This window comes from Massilia niabensis, from assembly GCF_042655085.1.
In the GTDB taxonomy this organism is placed as follows: Bacteria; Pseudomonadota; Gammaproteobacteria; order Burkholderiales; family Burkholderiaceae_D; genus Telluria; species Telluria niabensis.
In genome coordinates this window covers 170,501-185,538 of record NZ_JBHSMU010000009.1, presented here as the reverse complement: position 1 = coordinate 185,538, position 15,038 = coordinate 170,501, and the positions used below count along the sequence as shown (strand labels likewise).

Sequence of the window (15,038 nt, the reverse complement as noted above, 5' to 3'; positions counted from 1 at the left end):
GGCTCAGCCGTGTGTCCACGACTGCTGCCCACCGAAGTGTGGGGAGAACGATTCGAAATCTTTCGCATCGTAAAGATTTCTCCGGTACGTGCGATCACGAACAAAACTGAAGTGCCCGTATGAGAGATAATGGTGTTTGTTGCTTTTTTTAATACACCCTTCAGAGACCCATGCACACAGTTGATTATCCACGCGAACACGCGAGCGATGCCCCGGCACCGCGCGCGACGCCGGCACGCGCGCCCGCACTGCCCGCACCGGTGGCGACCTGGCTGCAACGGGTCGAGGCGGCTGCGCATCCTCAGCCGAAACTGACCGTCGAAATCGCCGATCCGAAGGCGACCCAATACAAATTTGTGTATGTCATGGCCCCGACCAGCGGCGGGCGCCACGTTGCCGTCTGCCTGTGCAAGGCACGCCTGCGCCCGAACGGCGAAGTGGCTGCTGCCAGCCCGGTCAATGAAGTGTTTTCGCTGCTGTCCGCGCCACCCGCCTACCTCGAGGGCGAGGACGAAGACCTGGTGCGCTTCTTCATCGCCATGCGCAGCGGTTCCTCGCAGAGCACCAGCGCGACCGAGCCCAAGGGCAAGGTCGGCGCGATCCTGCTCGACCTGCTGCTGCGCCAGGGTAAGCTGCTGTGGGCCAACTCCTGGGCCGACATGGCGAATGGCCTCGTGTATCCGCTGCAGGCCGGCCCGACCCGCCAGGCGAATCTCGCATGGCGCGACGAAGGGCGCGCATCCAAGCTCGGCTGGTCGGTGGAACCGGCCAACGGCGCCGCGAATCACCCCGGCGCCGACCTGATCGACTACATGCTGCCGACCGATCCGCCGTGGTACATCGACAACCTGTCCTGCGGCCCCCTGGAACTCAATCGTGGCGGCGTCGATATTTCGCTCGCCGAACTGCAGGCGCTGGTCGCGCAAGCCCCGGTCCTGACCGGCAACGATAAAAAGCGCGTCTCGCAACTGCTGCTGGCGCATGGCTTGCAGGAACTGATGCCGCTGCCGCAGCCGCTGACCCAGCGCCTGCGCGATGACGTCAAACCGCAACCCTTCCTGTTATTGGATGCGGTGGCCCTGGCCGATACCGGCAGCCAGCGCTGGCACGATTTCGCCGTGCTCTCCTTCGATTACGACGGCCAGCGCGTGTCCTTCGACCCGTCGCAGCGCGTCGTGCGCCAGATCGGCGACGTCACCGAAATCATCGAACGCGACGCTGCGGCGGAAAGCCGGGCGCTCGATACCTTGACTGAACTGGGCTTCCGCAAGCCGGCCACCACGCCTTTGTCGGGCGTGGCCGGCGCATTGCAGCTTGACGGCCAGGCAAGCTGGCTGCGCTTCGCCGAGAGCCAGCTCGACGCGCTGCTGGACGCCGGATGGCACCTGCAGAAATCGAACAAATACCGCTACGACGTGGTGCCGGTCGAAGACTGGTATGCCGAGATCGACGAGCCGGAAGAGGCCGGCAAGGCCTGGTTCGAGCTGGAACTGGGCATCGTGGTGAACCGCAAGCGCGTGCCGCTGCTGCCCGTTCTCGTGCAGCTGATCCGCAACGCACCGACCGACTTCGATCCGGCCGTGCTGGCCGCGCATGGCGAAACCGACCAGATGCTGGCGACCCTGCCGGAAGGCTTGCGGGTGGCCCTGCCCTGGGCGCGCGTAAAACCGATCCTGGCGACGCTGGGCGAACTGTATTTCAACGACAAGATCAAGAGCCGGGTGCGCCTGTCGACGCTGGACGCGAGCCGCCTGGAGGAACTCGCGCGCGGCGTCGAGATGCGCTGGTTCGGCGGCGAGCAGCTGCGTGAAACGGGCCGTAAACTGAGCCAGTTCGGCTCGGTGAAGAAGGTCGCGCCGCCCGCCGGCCTGCAGGCGACGCTGCGCGACTACCAGCTTGATGGCCTGTCGTGGATGCAGTTCCTGCGTGAATACGACCTGGCCGGCATCCTCGCCGACGACATGGGTCTCGGCAAGACCGTGCAGACGCTGGCGCACATCCTGATCGAAAAGGAAGCGGGCAGATTAACCAGCCCGGCCCTGGTGATCGCGCCGACCAGCCTGATGACCAACTGGCAGGAAGAAGCCGCGCGCTTCGCCCCAAGTCTCAAAGTGCTGCTGCTGCAGGGTAAGGAACGCATGGACCTGTTCGACCAGATCGAGCAAGCCGACATCGTCCTGACCACCTACGCGCTGCTGCCGCGCGACGAGGAAAAGCTGCGCGAGCACCATTACCACCTGGTGATCCTGGACGAATCCCACTACATCAAGAACACGCGCTCGAAAGCGGCGCAGACGGCCGGCTCGCTCGATGCGCGCCACCGCCTGTGCCTGACCGGTACGCCGCTGGAAAACCACCTGGGCGAACTCTGGTCGCAGTTCCACTTCCTGCTGCCCGGCTTGCTGGGCGAGGAAAAGGCATTCAATACCCAGTTCCGGCATCCGATCGAACGCCAGGACGACCCGGTGCGGCGGATGTTGTTAAATCGGAGGATTCGTCCCTTCCTGTTGCGCCGCACGAAAGACAACGTGGCGAAAGAACTGCCGGAAAAGACCGAGATGGTGCGCCGCGTCGAACTGACCGGCCCGCAGCGCGACCTGTATGAAACCGTGCGCCTGGCGATGGACAAGAAAGTGCGCGAGGAAATCGACCGCAAGGGCGTGGCGCGCAGCCAGATCGTGATCCTGGAAGCACTGCTGAAACTGCGCCAGGTCTGCTGCGACCCGAGATTGGTCAAAGCCATGCCGTCGAAAAAGAACACGGCGGCGATTTCGGCCAAGCTGATCGACCTGATGCAGATGGTCGACGATCTATTGGAAGAAGGTCGCAAGATCCTCGTGTTCTCGCAGTTCACCAGCATGCTGGCGCTGATCGAGGAAGAGCTGGCCGCGCGCGGCATCCGCTACGCCATCCTTACCGGTGAAACCCGCGACCGGTCGGCCCAGGTGGCCGCCTTCCAGCAAGGCGCGGTGCCGATCTTCCTGATCAGCCTGAAAGCGGGCGGCGTCGGCCTGAACCTGACCGCGGCCGACACCGTCATCCACTACGACCCGTGGTGGAACCCGGCGGCGGAAAATCAGGCGACCGACCGTGCCTGGCGCATCGGGCAGGACAAGCCGGTGTTCGTGTACAAGCTCATCGCGAAAGGCACGCTGGAAGAAAAAATCCAGCAGCTGCAGCAGAAGAAATCGGAACTGGCGAACTCGATCCTGGCCGAAGGCGAATCGCAAAAGATGGCGCTCACGCAGGAAGACCTGCAGGCCATCTTCGCGCCGCTCGAAGAGCAATAAGGGAGCAGTAAGCGGCAATGTTTTAGGGGTCATGCGGCGCCGGTCACATGGCCCCTTTCCCATGCTGTTCAAAATCTCGCGAATCGCTATCCCGGTGCGCGCGTCCATGCCCGTCCATGCACACCTCATGAACAGGATTTGGTCTTTACGCCGCCCTGTTTAACAATATTCGACGTATTTACATACCCTACGTCGTTAATTAATTGCTATTGCCGTAAGGCTGCCTATACAAATGGGCGCTGGCGGCGATATACTCCTTGGCTGCGGCCACTGCCAAGTCGGCCACGTTTCCACAATTCATGGAAGGGTCTGGATGAACCGCAGCGCGAGTAAGGACTGTTCCGGCAGCAGCAGCCCGGACATGGGCGAGCAGTTCCGTGTCATTGCCGAGATCGGCGGCGACATTGCCTTCAGCATCGACTGCGCCAGCGGCGAGTTGCGCTACGTTAGCCCTTCCATCGAACAATTGCTCGGCTATAGCCTGGATGAAGTGAAGGCCGGCATCAAGCCGGGCGCCGACAGCCCGCTTGCCACCCTCTGCGCCGGCTTGCCGGAACGCATCCGGCGCCTGCGCGCGGGCGACCGCAGCCGGCTGCGGCTGGTGCGCGAAACCGAGCTGCAAGGCGCACACGGTTACCCGGTGCCGGTTGAAATCATTTCCTTGATCATGTGCGGTGACGCTGGCGAGCCGGTAGCGCTGGTCGGCATCCTGCGCGACCTGTCGGCGCGCCGCCTGCGCGAAGCCGAGCAGAAGCGTTTCGCCAGCATGCTCAACCATGAATTCCGCACGCCGCTGTCGACCATCGACGGCGCCATCCAGCGCCTGGAAGCGACCAGCAGCCATGCCGACGAAGGCCGGCGCGCGCGCTACCGCAAGATTGCCGTGGCCACCGACCGCCTGATCGCCATGCTCGACGACTACCTGTCGCCCGAACGCATGGCCGGGATCGGCAGCGAGCGCCAGCCGACCTCGCTGGCGCCGCGCCAGTTGCTCGATGAAGGCGCCAGCCAGGTGCGCGCCGCCGGCCGCGTCGCCAGCATCCGCACGCGCGACTTGCCCGAATCGCTGCGCTGCAATCCCGAAGGCTTGCGCCTGGCGCTGAAGGTGCTGCTCGACAACGCCATCGCCTACTCGCCAACGAACGCCAACATTGCGCTCGGCGGGCGCCTGGCCGCCAGCGGCCTCGAACTGAGCGTGCGCGACCACGGCCCCGGCGTGCCGCCGGGCGAGCGGGAACGCGTGTTCGACAAATTCTACCGTGGCAGCAATGCGGCCGGCCTGCCCGGCAGCGGCCTGGGCCTGTACATGGCGCGCTCGATCGTGGAAGTCCACGGCGGCGTGCTGAACCTCGTCAACCCGCCGGGCGGCGGCGCCGAATTCCGGATCTGGCTGCCGGTGGCGGGCGCGGCGAAACACCCTTCGCCACTTGCACCACAACAGTGCAGCAGTGATAATCCACCGCGTTCGCGTTCCGCGTTCGCGCCCGCACCTTGATGCCGAAGCTCCTGCCACCACCGACAGGCAACCTGAAACAGAGAACATGGCCAATCGATGACGCAGATTCTGATTGTTGAAGACAACGACGATTACGCAGGGGACATGGCCGAGTTCCTGCGTGAACTCGAGCATGAAGTCACGGTAGCCACCTCGGCCGCCGACATGTGGGCGGCGCTGACGCGCACGCCCGCCGCCGTGGTCGTGCTCGACCTGGGCTTGCCCGATGAAGACGGCTTTACGGTGATCCCGCGCATGCGCCAGCTGTATCCGGAAGTCGGCCTGCTGGTGCTCACCGGCCGCGTGGCCTTCGACAACCGCATCCTCGGCCTGCAGTTGGGCGCCGACCACTATCTGACCAAGCCGATCAAGTTCCCGGAACTGGCCGCCCATATCGAGGCCCTGGGACGCCGCGTGAAGCCGACCGAACCGGCGCCGATGCCGGTCAAGTGGACCCTGCGCGTGAGCGCGCGCCAGCTCGAACTGATGGGCAAGGTCATCGACCTGACTGAGAAAGAGTTCAATTTCCTGCACCTGCTGACCATCAACACCCGCCCGGTGCCACGCGCCACCATCGTGGCCGGCATGGGGGGTGACGATCCGGATGCCAGCCGCCGGGTCGACATGCTGGTGTACCGCCTGCGCAAGAAGACGCGGACGGCGCTGGGGCAGGAGTTGCCGCTGCGCAGTGCGTATGGCGAGGGATACAGTTTATCGGCAGGGTTTACGCTGGCGTGATGGGGGCGTTTCGACTTTCACACGTCGTACCGCGTGGACTCGGGAGTCCACCCTACGAAAAGCGGGACAGAGTCATCGGCTAAATTCGCAGCCTCGCAATTAATCGGGGACACGGTCACACTGACTGCGCTAGAATACCGGCTATACCCCGTATTCCTGTCAAACCATGGCCCGCCAACCCCGCCTGATCCTCCCGAAGCAGCCCCACCACATCGTCCAGCGCGGCAACGACCGCCAGCTCGTCTTCCGCGAGCCGGAAGACTACGAGCGCTTCCTCGGCTGGCTGAAGGAAGCGAGCCGTTCCTACCGGGTTGCCATCCATGCCTATGCACTGCTGCCGACCCAGCTGCACCTGCTGGCCACGCCGGAGTCGGAAGAAGGGCTGGCGGCGATGATGCAAAAGCTCGGCCGCTTCTACGTTCCCTGGTACAACAGCAAGTATGGGCGCGCCGGCGGGCTGTTCGAGGGGCGTTTCCGGACGGCGGTCGTCGATACCGACCGCCATTTCCTGATGTGCAGCCGCTTTATCGAGCTGGCGCCGGTGCGCGAGGGCCAGGCCAGCGAGCCGGATAGTTACCCGTGGTCGAGTTATCCCCATCACGCTGGGCTGCGGCCGGACAGCGCCATCACCGACCACGCCCTGTTCTGGGCGCTGGGCAATACTCCATTCCAGCGCGAGGCCGCCTATATCGACCTGGTGCAGCAGTTCATCGCGCCAGAAGAGCTGGAGCAGATTGCCGCATCTGTGCACACCGGCAAGCCGCTCGGTTCGCATGCCTTCAAGCTGGACCTCGAACGCCAGACGCAGCGCCGCATCCTGCCCGCCAAGCGCGGCCGCCCGTTCAAGACACCCCCCGCCGACCAGTCTTGATGCGGCGCAGCGCCGCCCGCTCAACGACTTTCGCTCCTCGTCGCACTGCCTGAAGCCGACAGTACGGCCGCCTGAACTCGTCCGCAATATTCTGCCGCCAAGCCGTACGAAAAACGAATTTACGGTGACCAGTAAAGCCGTTTATAACCCTTGTTGTCTATGTCCCCATTTAAGATTTGAACAAGCAGTCCTGAAATTAATCGGACTCCGACCCTTATTGTTCTACTTGCCGCCTCTGCTGCATTGCACTATTCTCGCTTTTCAACCCCTGAAAATGCTGTGGAGAGTTCCTCATGATTGCCCAAGGTTTATACGACCCCGCCAATGAACACGATGCCTGCGGCGTTGGTTTCATCGCCCATATCAAGGGCAACAAGAGCCATTCGATCATTGATCAGGGGCTGTTGATCCTTAAGAATTTGGACCACCGGGGCGCCGTTGGCGCCGACCCGCTGATGGGCGACGGTGCCGGTATCCTGATCCAGATCCCCGACCAGTATTTCCGCGACGAGATGGCCAAGCAGGGCGTCGAACTGCCGCCGCCCGGCGAATACGGCGTCGGCATGGTGTTCCTGCCGAAGGAACACGCGTCCCGCATCGCCTGCGAACAGGAAATCGAGCGCGCCGTGCGCATCGAAGGCCAGGTCGTGCTCGGCTGGCGCAACGTGCCGGTCGACGAGACCATGCCGATGTCGCCGATCGTGCGGGACAAGGAGCCGGTGATCCGCCAGATCTTCATCGGCCGCGGCCCGGACATCATGGTCACCGATGCGCTGGAGCGTAAGCTGTACGTGATCCGCAAGTCGTCCGGCCACGCGATCCAGGCTCTGAAACTCCTGCACGGCAAGGAATTCTTCGTGCCGTCGATGTCGGCGCGCACGATCGTCTACAAGGGCCTGCTGATGGCGGACCAGGTCGGCGTCTACTACAAGGACCTGCAGGATCCGCGCTGCGTCTCGGCCCTGGCCCTGGTGCACCAGCGTTTTTCGACGAACACCTTCCCGGAGTGGCCGCTGGCGCACCCGTACCGCCTGATCGCCCATAACGGCGAGATCAACACGGTCAAGGGCAATTTCAACTGGACCCGCGCCCGTGAAGGCATGATGAAGTCGGCCGTGCTGGGCGACGACCTGAACAAACTGTTCCCGCTGATCTATGAAGGCCAGTCCGACACCGCCTGCTTCGACAATGCGCTCGAATTGCTGGTGATGGCCGGCTACCCGATCGCCCAGGCGATGATGATGATGATCCCCGAGGCCTGGGAAAACCACACCTCGATGGACGAGAACCGCAAGGCGTTCTACGAATACCACGCCGCGATGATGGAGCCGTGGGACGGCCCGGCCGCGATGGCGTTCACCGACGGCCGCCACATCGGCGGCACGCTCGACCGCAACGGCCTGCGCCCGGCCCGTTATGTCGTCACCGAAGACGACCTGGTGGTGATGGCCTCCGAGTCCGGCGTGCTGCCGATCCCGGAATCGCGCATCGTCAAGAAGTGGCGCCTGCAGCCAGGCAAGATGTTCCTGATCGACCTGGAAGCGGGCCGCATCATCGACGACAAGGAATTGAAAGACACCTATTCGAATGCCAAGCCCTATAAGGCCTGGATCAAGTCGGTGCGCATCAAGCTCAATGAAATCAAGCTGACCGCTTCCCAGACGCAGGCGCATGCGCCGGCGCAGGGCGAAAAGGCCGTCACCTCGCTGCTGGATCGCCAGCAAGCCTTCGGCTACACCCAGGAAGACCTGAAATTCCTGATGGCGCCGATGGCCGTGCTGGCCGAAGAGGCGACCGGTTCGATGGGCAACGACTCGCCGCTGGCGGTAATGTCGAACAAGCTCAAGCCTTTGTATAACTATTTCAAGCAACTGTTTGCGCAGGTGACCAACCCGCCGATCGACCCGATCCGCGAGAGCATGGTGATGTCGCTGGTGTCCTTCATCGGCCCGAAGCCGAACCTGCTCGACACGAATAACGTCAACCCGCCGATGCGCCTGGAAGTGTCGCAGCCGGTGCTCGGCTTCGACGATATGACGCGCCTGCGCAATATCAGCCTGCACACCGGCGGCAAGTTCAAGTCGTACGAGCTGAACATCTGCTACCCGGTCGCCTGGGGCAAGGCCGGCATCGAAGCCTCGCTCGCCTCGCTGTGCGCAGAAGCGGTGGATGCGGTCAAGTCCGGCCACAACATCCTGATCGTTTCGGACCGCAACCTCTCGAGCGAACAGGTCGCGATTCCCGCCTTGCTCGCGACCTCGACCATCCACCAGCACCTGGTCGGCCGCGGCCTGCGCGCCTCGACCGGTCTCGTGGTGGAAACCGGCTCGGCCCGCGAAACGCATCATTTTGCGCTGCTGGCCGGCTATGGCGCGGAAGCAGTCCACCCCTACCTTGCGCTGGAAACCCTGACCGACCTGGCCCAGCACCTGCCGCACGAGATGGACCCGAGCGCCGCCGCCTACAACTACACGAAGGCGATCGGCAAGGGTTTGATGAAGGTGATGTCGAAGATGGGCATCTCGACCTATATGTCGTATTGCGGCGCGCAGATTTTCGAAGCGGTCGGCCTGAACAAGTCGCTGGTGGATAAATATTTCCGCGGCACCTCGTCGACTGTGGAAGGGATCGGCCTGTTCGAGGTGGCCGAGGAAGCGCTGCGCCTGCACAACCTGGCCTTCGGCACCGACCCCCTGCTGGCCAATGCCCTGGACACCGGCGGCGAATACGCTTTCCGGGTGCGCGGCGAAGATCACATGTGGACGCCGGACGCGATCGCCAAGCTGCAGCACTCGACCCGTGCCAACAATTTCAACACGTATAAAGAGTACGCGCAGCTCATCAACGACCAGAGCCGCCGTCACCTGACCCTGCGCGGCCTGTTCGAATTCCGGATCGATCCAAGCAAGGCGATTCCGCTGGGCGAAGTCGAGCCGGCGAAGGACATCGTCAAGCGTTTCGCCACCGGCGCCATGTCGCTCGGCTCGATCTCGACGGAGGCGCATGCCACGCTGGCCATTGCCATGAACCGCATTGGCGGCAAGAGCAATACCGGAGAGGGCGGCGAAGATCCGCGCCGCTACCTGAACGAATTCAAGGGCATCAAGATCCGCAAGGGCGAGACGCTCGCATCCGTGATTGGCGCCGACCGCGTGGCCGTGGACATTCCGCTGGAAGACGGCGACTCGCTGCGCTCGAAGATCAAGCAGGTGGCATCGGGCCGCTTCGGCGTCACCGCCGAATACCTGAGCTCGGCCGACCAGATTCAGATCAAGATGGCGCAGGGCGCGAAACCGGGAGAAGGCGGCCAGCTGCCAGGTCATAAAGTCTCGGAATACATTGCGTCCTTGCGCTTCTCGGTGCCGGGCGTCGGCCTGATCTCGCCGCCGCCACACCACGACATCTATTCGATCGAAGACCTGGCGCAGCTGATCCACGATCTGAAGAATGCAAATCCGAGCGCGTCGATCTCGGTGAAACTGGTGTCGGAAGTCGGTATCGGTACGGTGGCCGCGGGTGTGTCGAAAGCGAAAGCCGACCACGTGGTCGTGGCCGGCCACGACGGCGGCACCGGTGCATCGCCGCTGTCGTCGGTGAAGCATGCCGGCACGCCATGGGAACTGGGCCTGGCCGAAACCCAGCAAACCCTGGTGCTCAACGGCCTGCGCAGCCGCATTCGCGTGCAGGCCGACGGCCAGATGAAGACCGGCCGCGACGTCGTGATTGCCGCCATGCTGGGCGCGGACGAGATCGGTTTCGCCACCGCCCCGCTGGTAGTCGAAGGCTGCATCATGATGCGCAAGTGCCACCTGAACACCTGCCCGGTCGGCGTGGCCACGCAAGACCCGGTGCTGCGCGCGAAGTTCCAGGGCAAGCCGGAACACGTGGTCAATTACTTCTTCTTCGTCGCCGAAGAGGCGCGCCAGCTGATGGCGCAGCTCGGCATCCGCACGTATGACGAACTGATCGGCCGCGTCGACCTGCTCGACAAATCGAAGGCGGTGACCCACTGGAAGGCGCAGGGACTCGATTTCTCGAACATCTTCTATCAGCCGAAGAACGACGAACCGCGCAACCTGTTCCACACGAGCGAACAGGACCACGGCCTGGACCGCGCGCTCGACCACAAGCTGATCACGCAAGCACGGGCCGCACTGGAGAAGGGCGAGCGCGTCTCCTTCATCTCGCCGGTGAAAAACGTCAACCGCACGGTCGGCACCATGCTGTCGGGCGAAGTGGCCAAGCGTTATGGACACGCCGGGCTGCCGGACGACACCATCCACATCCAGCTGCACGGCACCGCCGGGCAGTCGGCGGCGGCCTTCCTGGCGGCGGGCATCACGATCGACTTGGTGGGCGAGGGCAATGACTACGTCGGCAAGGGCCTGTCGGGCGGGCGCGTGATCGTGCGCCCGAACACCGAGTTCCGTGGCTGGGCGGTCGACAACATCATCGTCGGCAACACCGTGCTGTACGGCGCCATTTCCGGCGAGGCTTATTTCAATGGCGTGGCCGGCGAGCGCTTCGCCGTGCGTAACTCGGGCGCCATCGCCGTGGTGGAGGGCTGTGGCGACCATGGCTGCGAATACATGACCGGCGGCACCGTTGTGGTGCTGGGCGAAACCGGCCGCAATTTTGCAGCCGGCATGTCGGGCGGCGTGGCCTATGTCTACGACCCGAAAGACGAATTCGAGGGCCGCTGCAACACGACGATGGTCAATCTCGAGCGCGTGACGACGACCAAAGAGCAGGGCGACATCTCCGGCTGGCACAGCCAGGCGCGCGATAGCGAGCGCGAATCCGATGAAGTCATCCTGCGCCGCCTGATCGAGCGCCACTTCAAGCATACCGGCAGCACCCGTGCACGCCAGTTGCTCGACGACTGGGCCAACAGCCGCGGCAAGTTCGTGAAAGTCTTCCCGACCGACTACAAGCGCGCCCTGGAAGAAATGCACAACAGCAGCATGGAAGAAGCGAACGACAAGATCGAACTCGCTGCATAAGGCTGGATGGAATTGTAGGGTGGACGGCTTCGCCGTCCACGCGTTCAACCAGCACCAGCGCAGCCGTGCTGCTTAAAGAATAGACCGGTGCCCGGCACCGTAGATCAAAGGAAAAACAACGTGGGCAAAATCACCGGCTTCATGGAATTCGAACGGCAGGAAGAAGATCACCTCGACCCCGCCACACGCGTCAAGAACTACAAGGAATTCACCATCACCCTGACCGACGGCCAGGCCAAGGTGCAGGGCGCGCGCTGCATGGACTGCGGCATCCCCTTCTGCAACACGGGCTGCCCGGTCAACAACATGATTCCCGACTGGAACGACCTGGTCTATCACAACAATTACAAGGCAGCCAGCGACAACCTGCACTCGACGAACAACTTTCCGGAAGTGACGGGCCGCATCTGCCCCGCACCCTGTGAAGCGGCCTGCACGCTGGGCATCAACGACGATCCGGTCGGCATCAAGTCGATCGAACGCAAGATCGCCGACGCTGCCTGGGAGCGCGGCCACGTAGTACCGCAGCCGCCCCTCGTCAAAACCGGGAAAAAGGTGGCCGTCATCGGCTCCGGCCCGGCAGGCCTGGCCGCCGCCCAGCAGCTGGCGCGCGCCGGCCACGACGTGACGGTGTTCGAAAAGAGCGACCGCATCGGCGGCCTGCTGCGTTACGGCATCCCCGATTTCAAGATGGAGAAGGGCCTGATCGACCGCCGCGTCGAGCAGATGCAGGCCGAGGGCGTCACTTTCCGCACCAGCGTGCTGATCGGCAAGGACTTCCCGACCACCGTCAGCAACATGGCGCGCGACACCATCTTCCCGGAAGACTTGCATAACCAGTTCGACGCCATCGTGATGGCGGGAGGCGCCGAGCAGCCGCGCGACCTGCCGGTGCCGGGGCGCGAATTGAAGGGCGTGCATTTCGCCATGGATTTCCTGCCGCAGCAAAACCGGGTGAATGCCGGAGATAAATTAAAAGACCAGATCAAGGCGACCGGCAAGCATGTGGTCGTGATCGGCGGTGGCGACACCGGCTCGGACTGCGTCGGCACCTCGAACCGCCACGGCGCGGCCTCGGTCACGCAATTCGAGCTGATGCCGCAGCCGCCGGAACAGGAGAACAAGCCGCTGGTCTGGCCCTACTGGCCGACCCGCCTGCGCACCTCGTCCTCGCACGAGGAAGGTTGCGAGCGCGACTGGGCGGTGGCGACCAAGCGCCTGGAAGGCAAGAACGGCAAAGTCGAAAAACTGGTCGCCTGCCATGTGGAGTGGAAGGACGGCAAGATGACGGAAGTGCCGGGCAGCGAATTCGAGATGCCGGCCGACCTGGTGTTCCTGGCGATGGGCTTCGTGTCGCCGGTCCAGCAGGTGCTCGACGCCTTCGGCGTGCAGAAGGATGCGCGCGGCAATGCCAAGGCGGCGGTCGAGGGAGAGACGGCTTACCAGACCTCGGCGCCGAAGGTGTTCGTGGCCGGCGACATGCGCCGCGGACAGTCGCTGGTGGTGTGGGCGATTCGCGAAGGACGCCAGTGCGCCCGGGCGGTGGATGAGTTCCTGATGGGCTCGTCGGTGCTGCCGCGCTAAGGTTTTTCAGCTTTCGTAGGGTGGGCCGGGCGGCGAACCGCTCTCGAGCCCACGCCTTACGGCGGTCGCGTTTATGCAAGCGCAGGTAAGAGCTCGTGCGCTTGCACTATGAATCCGCCCTGGCGTTGCGAACCAACTCGACTATCGACTGCTGCACCGCGTGGGGTAACTCAGGCCAATGGCCTGAGTTACGAGCCCACCCTACCAACTCCCCCGCCATACCGCTGCCGCAGCGCAATGTTGTTTCATGTCAACTATCTCAACATTGACGCGTATGCATATCCCAACAAAAACAATGACTTGCGGCACGAAATATCTGACTTTTCGGTTAGTTGTGTTGTAGGGACGCGTCGGACCGGCCTCCAAAACTGAGGGGCGCCAAGCAAGCATTGTGGTTTCTGCACTACAATACGAGATTCCCAAAACGATTATCCCCCCTGTGCCTAATCTTGTAGAAATACGTGATCTCGAGTTTGCCTACGGCGATCGCAAGATCCTGTCGAACCTGCGCATGGACTTCCCGCGCGGCAAGCTTATTGCCGTCATGGGCGGCTCCGGCTGCGGCAAGACGACGGTGCTGCGCCTGATCGGCGGGCAAATCCGTCCGCAGCGCGGCGAAGTGCGGGTCGGTGGCGAGGCCGTGCACAGGATGAACACCGAAGGGCTGTACCGCCTGCGCCGCCGCATGGGCATGCTGTTCCAGTTCGGCGCGCTGTTCACCGACCTCACCATTTTCGACAATGTCGCCTTCCCGCTGCGCGAGCACACCGACCTGTCGGAAGAGCTGATCCGCGACCTAGTGCTGATGAAGCTGAACGCCGTTGGCCTGCGCAATGCCTCGAAGCTGAAACCGGGTGAAATTTCCGGCGGCATGGCGCGCCGGGTCGCGGTCGCCCGCGCCATTGCGCTCGACCCGGAACTGATCATGTACGACGAGCCGTTCGCCGGCCTCGACCCGATCTCGATGGGCCTGACCGCCAGCCTGATCCGCAACCTGAACGACGCGCTCGGTTCGACCTCGATTCTCGTGTCGCACGATGTGAACGAAACCTTCGCCATCGCCGATTACGTCTACTTCATGTCGGCCGGCAAAATCGTCGCCGAAGGCACGCCGGCCGAGCTGCGCGTATCGACCGATCCGTACGTGAAGCAGTTCGTCAATGCCGAACCGGATGGTCCGGTGCCCTTCCATTATCCGGGCACTTCGCTGGCCGACGACCTCGGCCTGGGAGCGCAGCGATGATCCTGCGTTTCCTGGAAAGCGCCGGCGCCACCGTGCGCGAGTCGGTCGAAAGCCTGGGTTTTGCCACGCGCGCATTCTTCAACCTGCTGCGTTTTTCGCCAGGTGCCTGGCGCCGCCCGACCTTGATTTCCGAGCAGGTCCACTTCATCGGCAATTATTCGCTGCTCATTACCATCGTGTCCGGCCTGTTCGTCGGCCTGGTGCTGGGCCTGCAGTTTTACGTGAACCTGATCCAGTTCGGCGCCGAGGATAAGCTCGGTTCGCTGGTTGCCCTGTCGCTGATCCGCGAACTCGGCCCGGTCGTCACCGCGCTCCTGTTCGCAGGCCGCGCCGGCACCTCGCTGACGGCGGAAATCGGCCTGATGAAGGCCGGCGAGCAGCTCTCGGCCATGGAAATGATGGCGGTGAACCCCGTGCAGCGCGTGCTGGCGCCCCGTTTCTGGGGTGGCGTGATCGCCATGCCGGTACTCGCCGCCGTGTTCTCGGCGGTCGGCATCATGGGCAGCTACCTGGTCGCCGTCAAGATGCTCAGCCTCGACGAGGGCGCCTTCTGGTCACAAATGCAGGCCGGCGTCGATGTGCAACGCGATGTCGTCAGCAGCATCATCAAGAGCTTCGTGTTCGGCGTTGCCGTCACCTTTACCGCGGTGTTCCAGGGTTACCACGTCAAGCCGACTCCGGCCGACGTCGCCCGGGCGACCACCCGTACCGTCGTCATCGCGTCCCTGCTCGTGCTCGGGCTTGACTTCGTGATGACCGCCTTGATGTTTACGCAATAACTGAGTCAATCACTGTTTTGGTTTGGCCGCGCACA

General features: G+C 63.3%; 8 protein-coding genes. All 8 read left to right on the top strand.

Going from position 1 to position 15,038, the window contains the following annotated elements; genetic code table 11:
- Positions 1 to 170: 170 nt before the first annotated feature.
- The 8 genes from ACFPN5_RS08930 to mlaE all read left to right on the top strand — a co-directional run bounded on the left by ACFPN5_RS08930 (position 171) and on the right by mlaE (position 15,003).
- On the top strand, positions 171 to 3,290 hold the full coding sequence (locus ACFPN5_RS08930; RefSeq protein WP_379782265.1) for a DEAD/DEAH box helicase: 3,120 nt from the start codon (positions 171 to 173) through the stop codon (positions 3,288 to 3,290).
- A gap of 313 nt (positions 3,291 to 3,603) precedes the next feature.
- Positions 3,604 to 4,785 carry a PAS domain-containing sensor histidine kinase gene (locus ACFPN5_RS08925; protein ID WP_379782263.1) on the top strand — a complete coding sequence of 394 codons (1,182 nt, stop codon included), beginning with the start codon at positions 3,604 to 3,606 and terminating at the stop codon, positions 4,783 to 4,785.
- A 57-nt stretch (positions 4,786 to 4,842) separates the two neighbouring features.
- Positions 4,843 to 5,523: a response regulator transcription factor gene (locus tag ACFPN5_RS08920; protein WP_379782261.1), complete on the top strand. Its 681-nt coding sequence runs from the start codon at positions 4,843 to 4,845 to the stop codon at positions 5,521 to 5,523.
- 166 nt (positions 5,524 to 5,689) lie between these two features.
- Positions 5,690 to 6,394 carry a transposase gene (locus ACFPN5_RS08915; RefSeq protein WP_379782259.1) on the top strand — a complete coding sequence of 235 codons (705 nt, stop codon included), beginning with the start codon at positions 5,690 to 5,692 and terminating at the stop codon, positions 6,392 to 6,394.
- A 293-nt stretch (positions 6,395 to 6,687) separates the two neighbouring features.
- Positions 6,688 to 11,397, top strand: a complete 4,710-nt coding sequence (locus tag ACFPN5_RS08910; protein WP_379782257.1) for a glutamate synthase-related protein — start codon at positions 6,688 to 6,690, stop codon at positions 11,395 to 11,397.
- Between the two features lie 120 nt (positions 11,398 to 11,517).
- Positions 11,518 to 12,981: a glutamate synthase subunit beta gene (locus ACFPN5_RS08905; protein ID WP_379782255.1), complete on the top strand. Its 1,464-nt coding sequence runs from the start codon at positions 11,518 to 11,520 to the stop codon at positions 12,979 to 12,981.
- 439 nt (positions 12,982 to 13,420) lie between these two features.
- Complete coding sequence (locus tag ACFPN5_RS08900; protein WP_379782253.1) at positions 13,421 to 14,224, top strand: ABC transporter ATP-binding protein; 804 nt, start codon at positions 13,421 to 13,423, stop codon at positions 14,222 to 14,224.
- Positions 14,221 to 15,003, top strand: coding sequence for a lipid asymmetry maintenance ABC transporter permease subunit MlaE (gene mlaE / locus ACFPN5_RS08895; RefSeq protein ID WP_379782251.1), 783 nt, complete (start codon positions 14,221 to 14,223; stop codon positions 15,001 to 15,003). Before ACFPN5_RS08900 ends, mlaE begins: the two co-directional genes overlap by 4 nt.
- Positions 15,004 to 15,038: the final 35 nt, after the last annotated feature.

Coding starts and splice junctions, on each gene's coding strand:
- ACFPN5_RS08930 (WP_379782265.1), top strand. CDS start 171: ATGCACACAGTTGATTATCCACGCGAACACGCGAGCGATGCCCCGGCA.
- ACFPN5_RS08925 (WP_379782263.1), top strand. CDS start 3,604: ATGAACCGCAGCGCGAGTAAGGACTGTTCCGGCAGCAGCAGCCCGGAC.
- ACFPN5_RS08920 (WP_379782261.1), top strand. CDS start 4,843: ATGACGCAGATTCTGATTGTTGAAGACAACGACGATTACGCAGGGGAC.
- ACFPN5_RS08915 (WP_379782259.1), top strand. CDS start 5,690: ATGGCCCGCCAACCCCGCCTGATCCTCCCGAAGCAGCCCCACCACATC.
- ACFPN5_RS08910 (WP_379782257.1), top strand. CDS start 6,688: ATGATTGCCCAAGGTTTATACGACCCCGCCAATGAACACGATGCCTGC.
- mlaE (WP_379782251.1), top strand. CDS start 14,221: ATGATCCTGCGTTTCCTGGAAAGCGCCGGCGCCACCGTGCGCGAGTCG.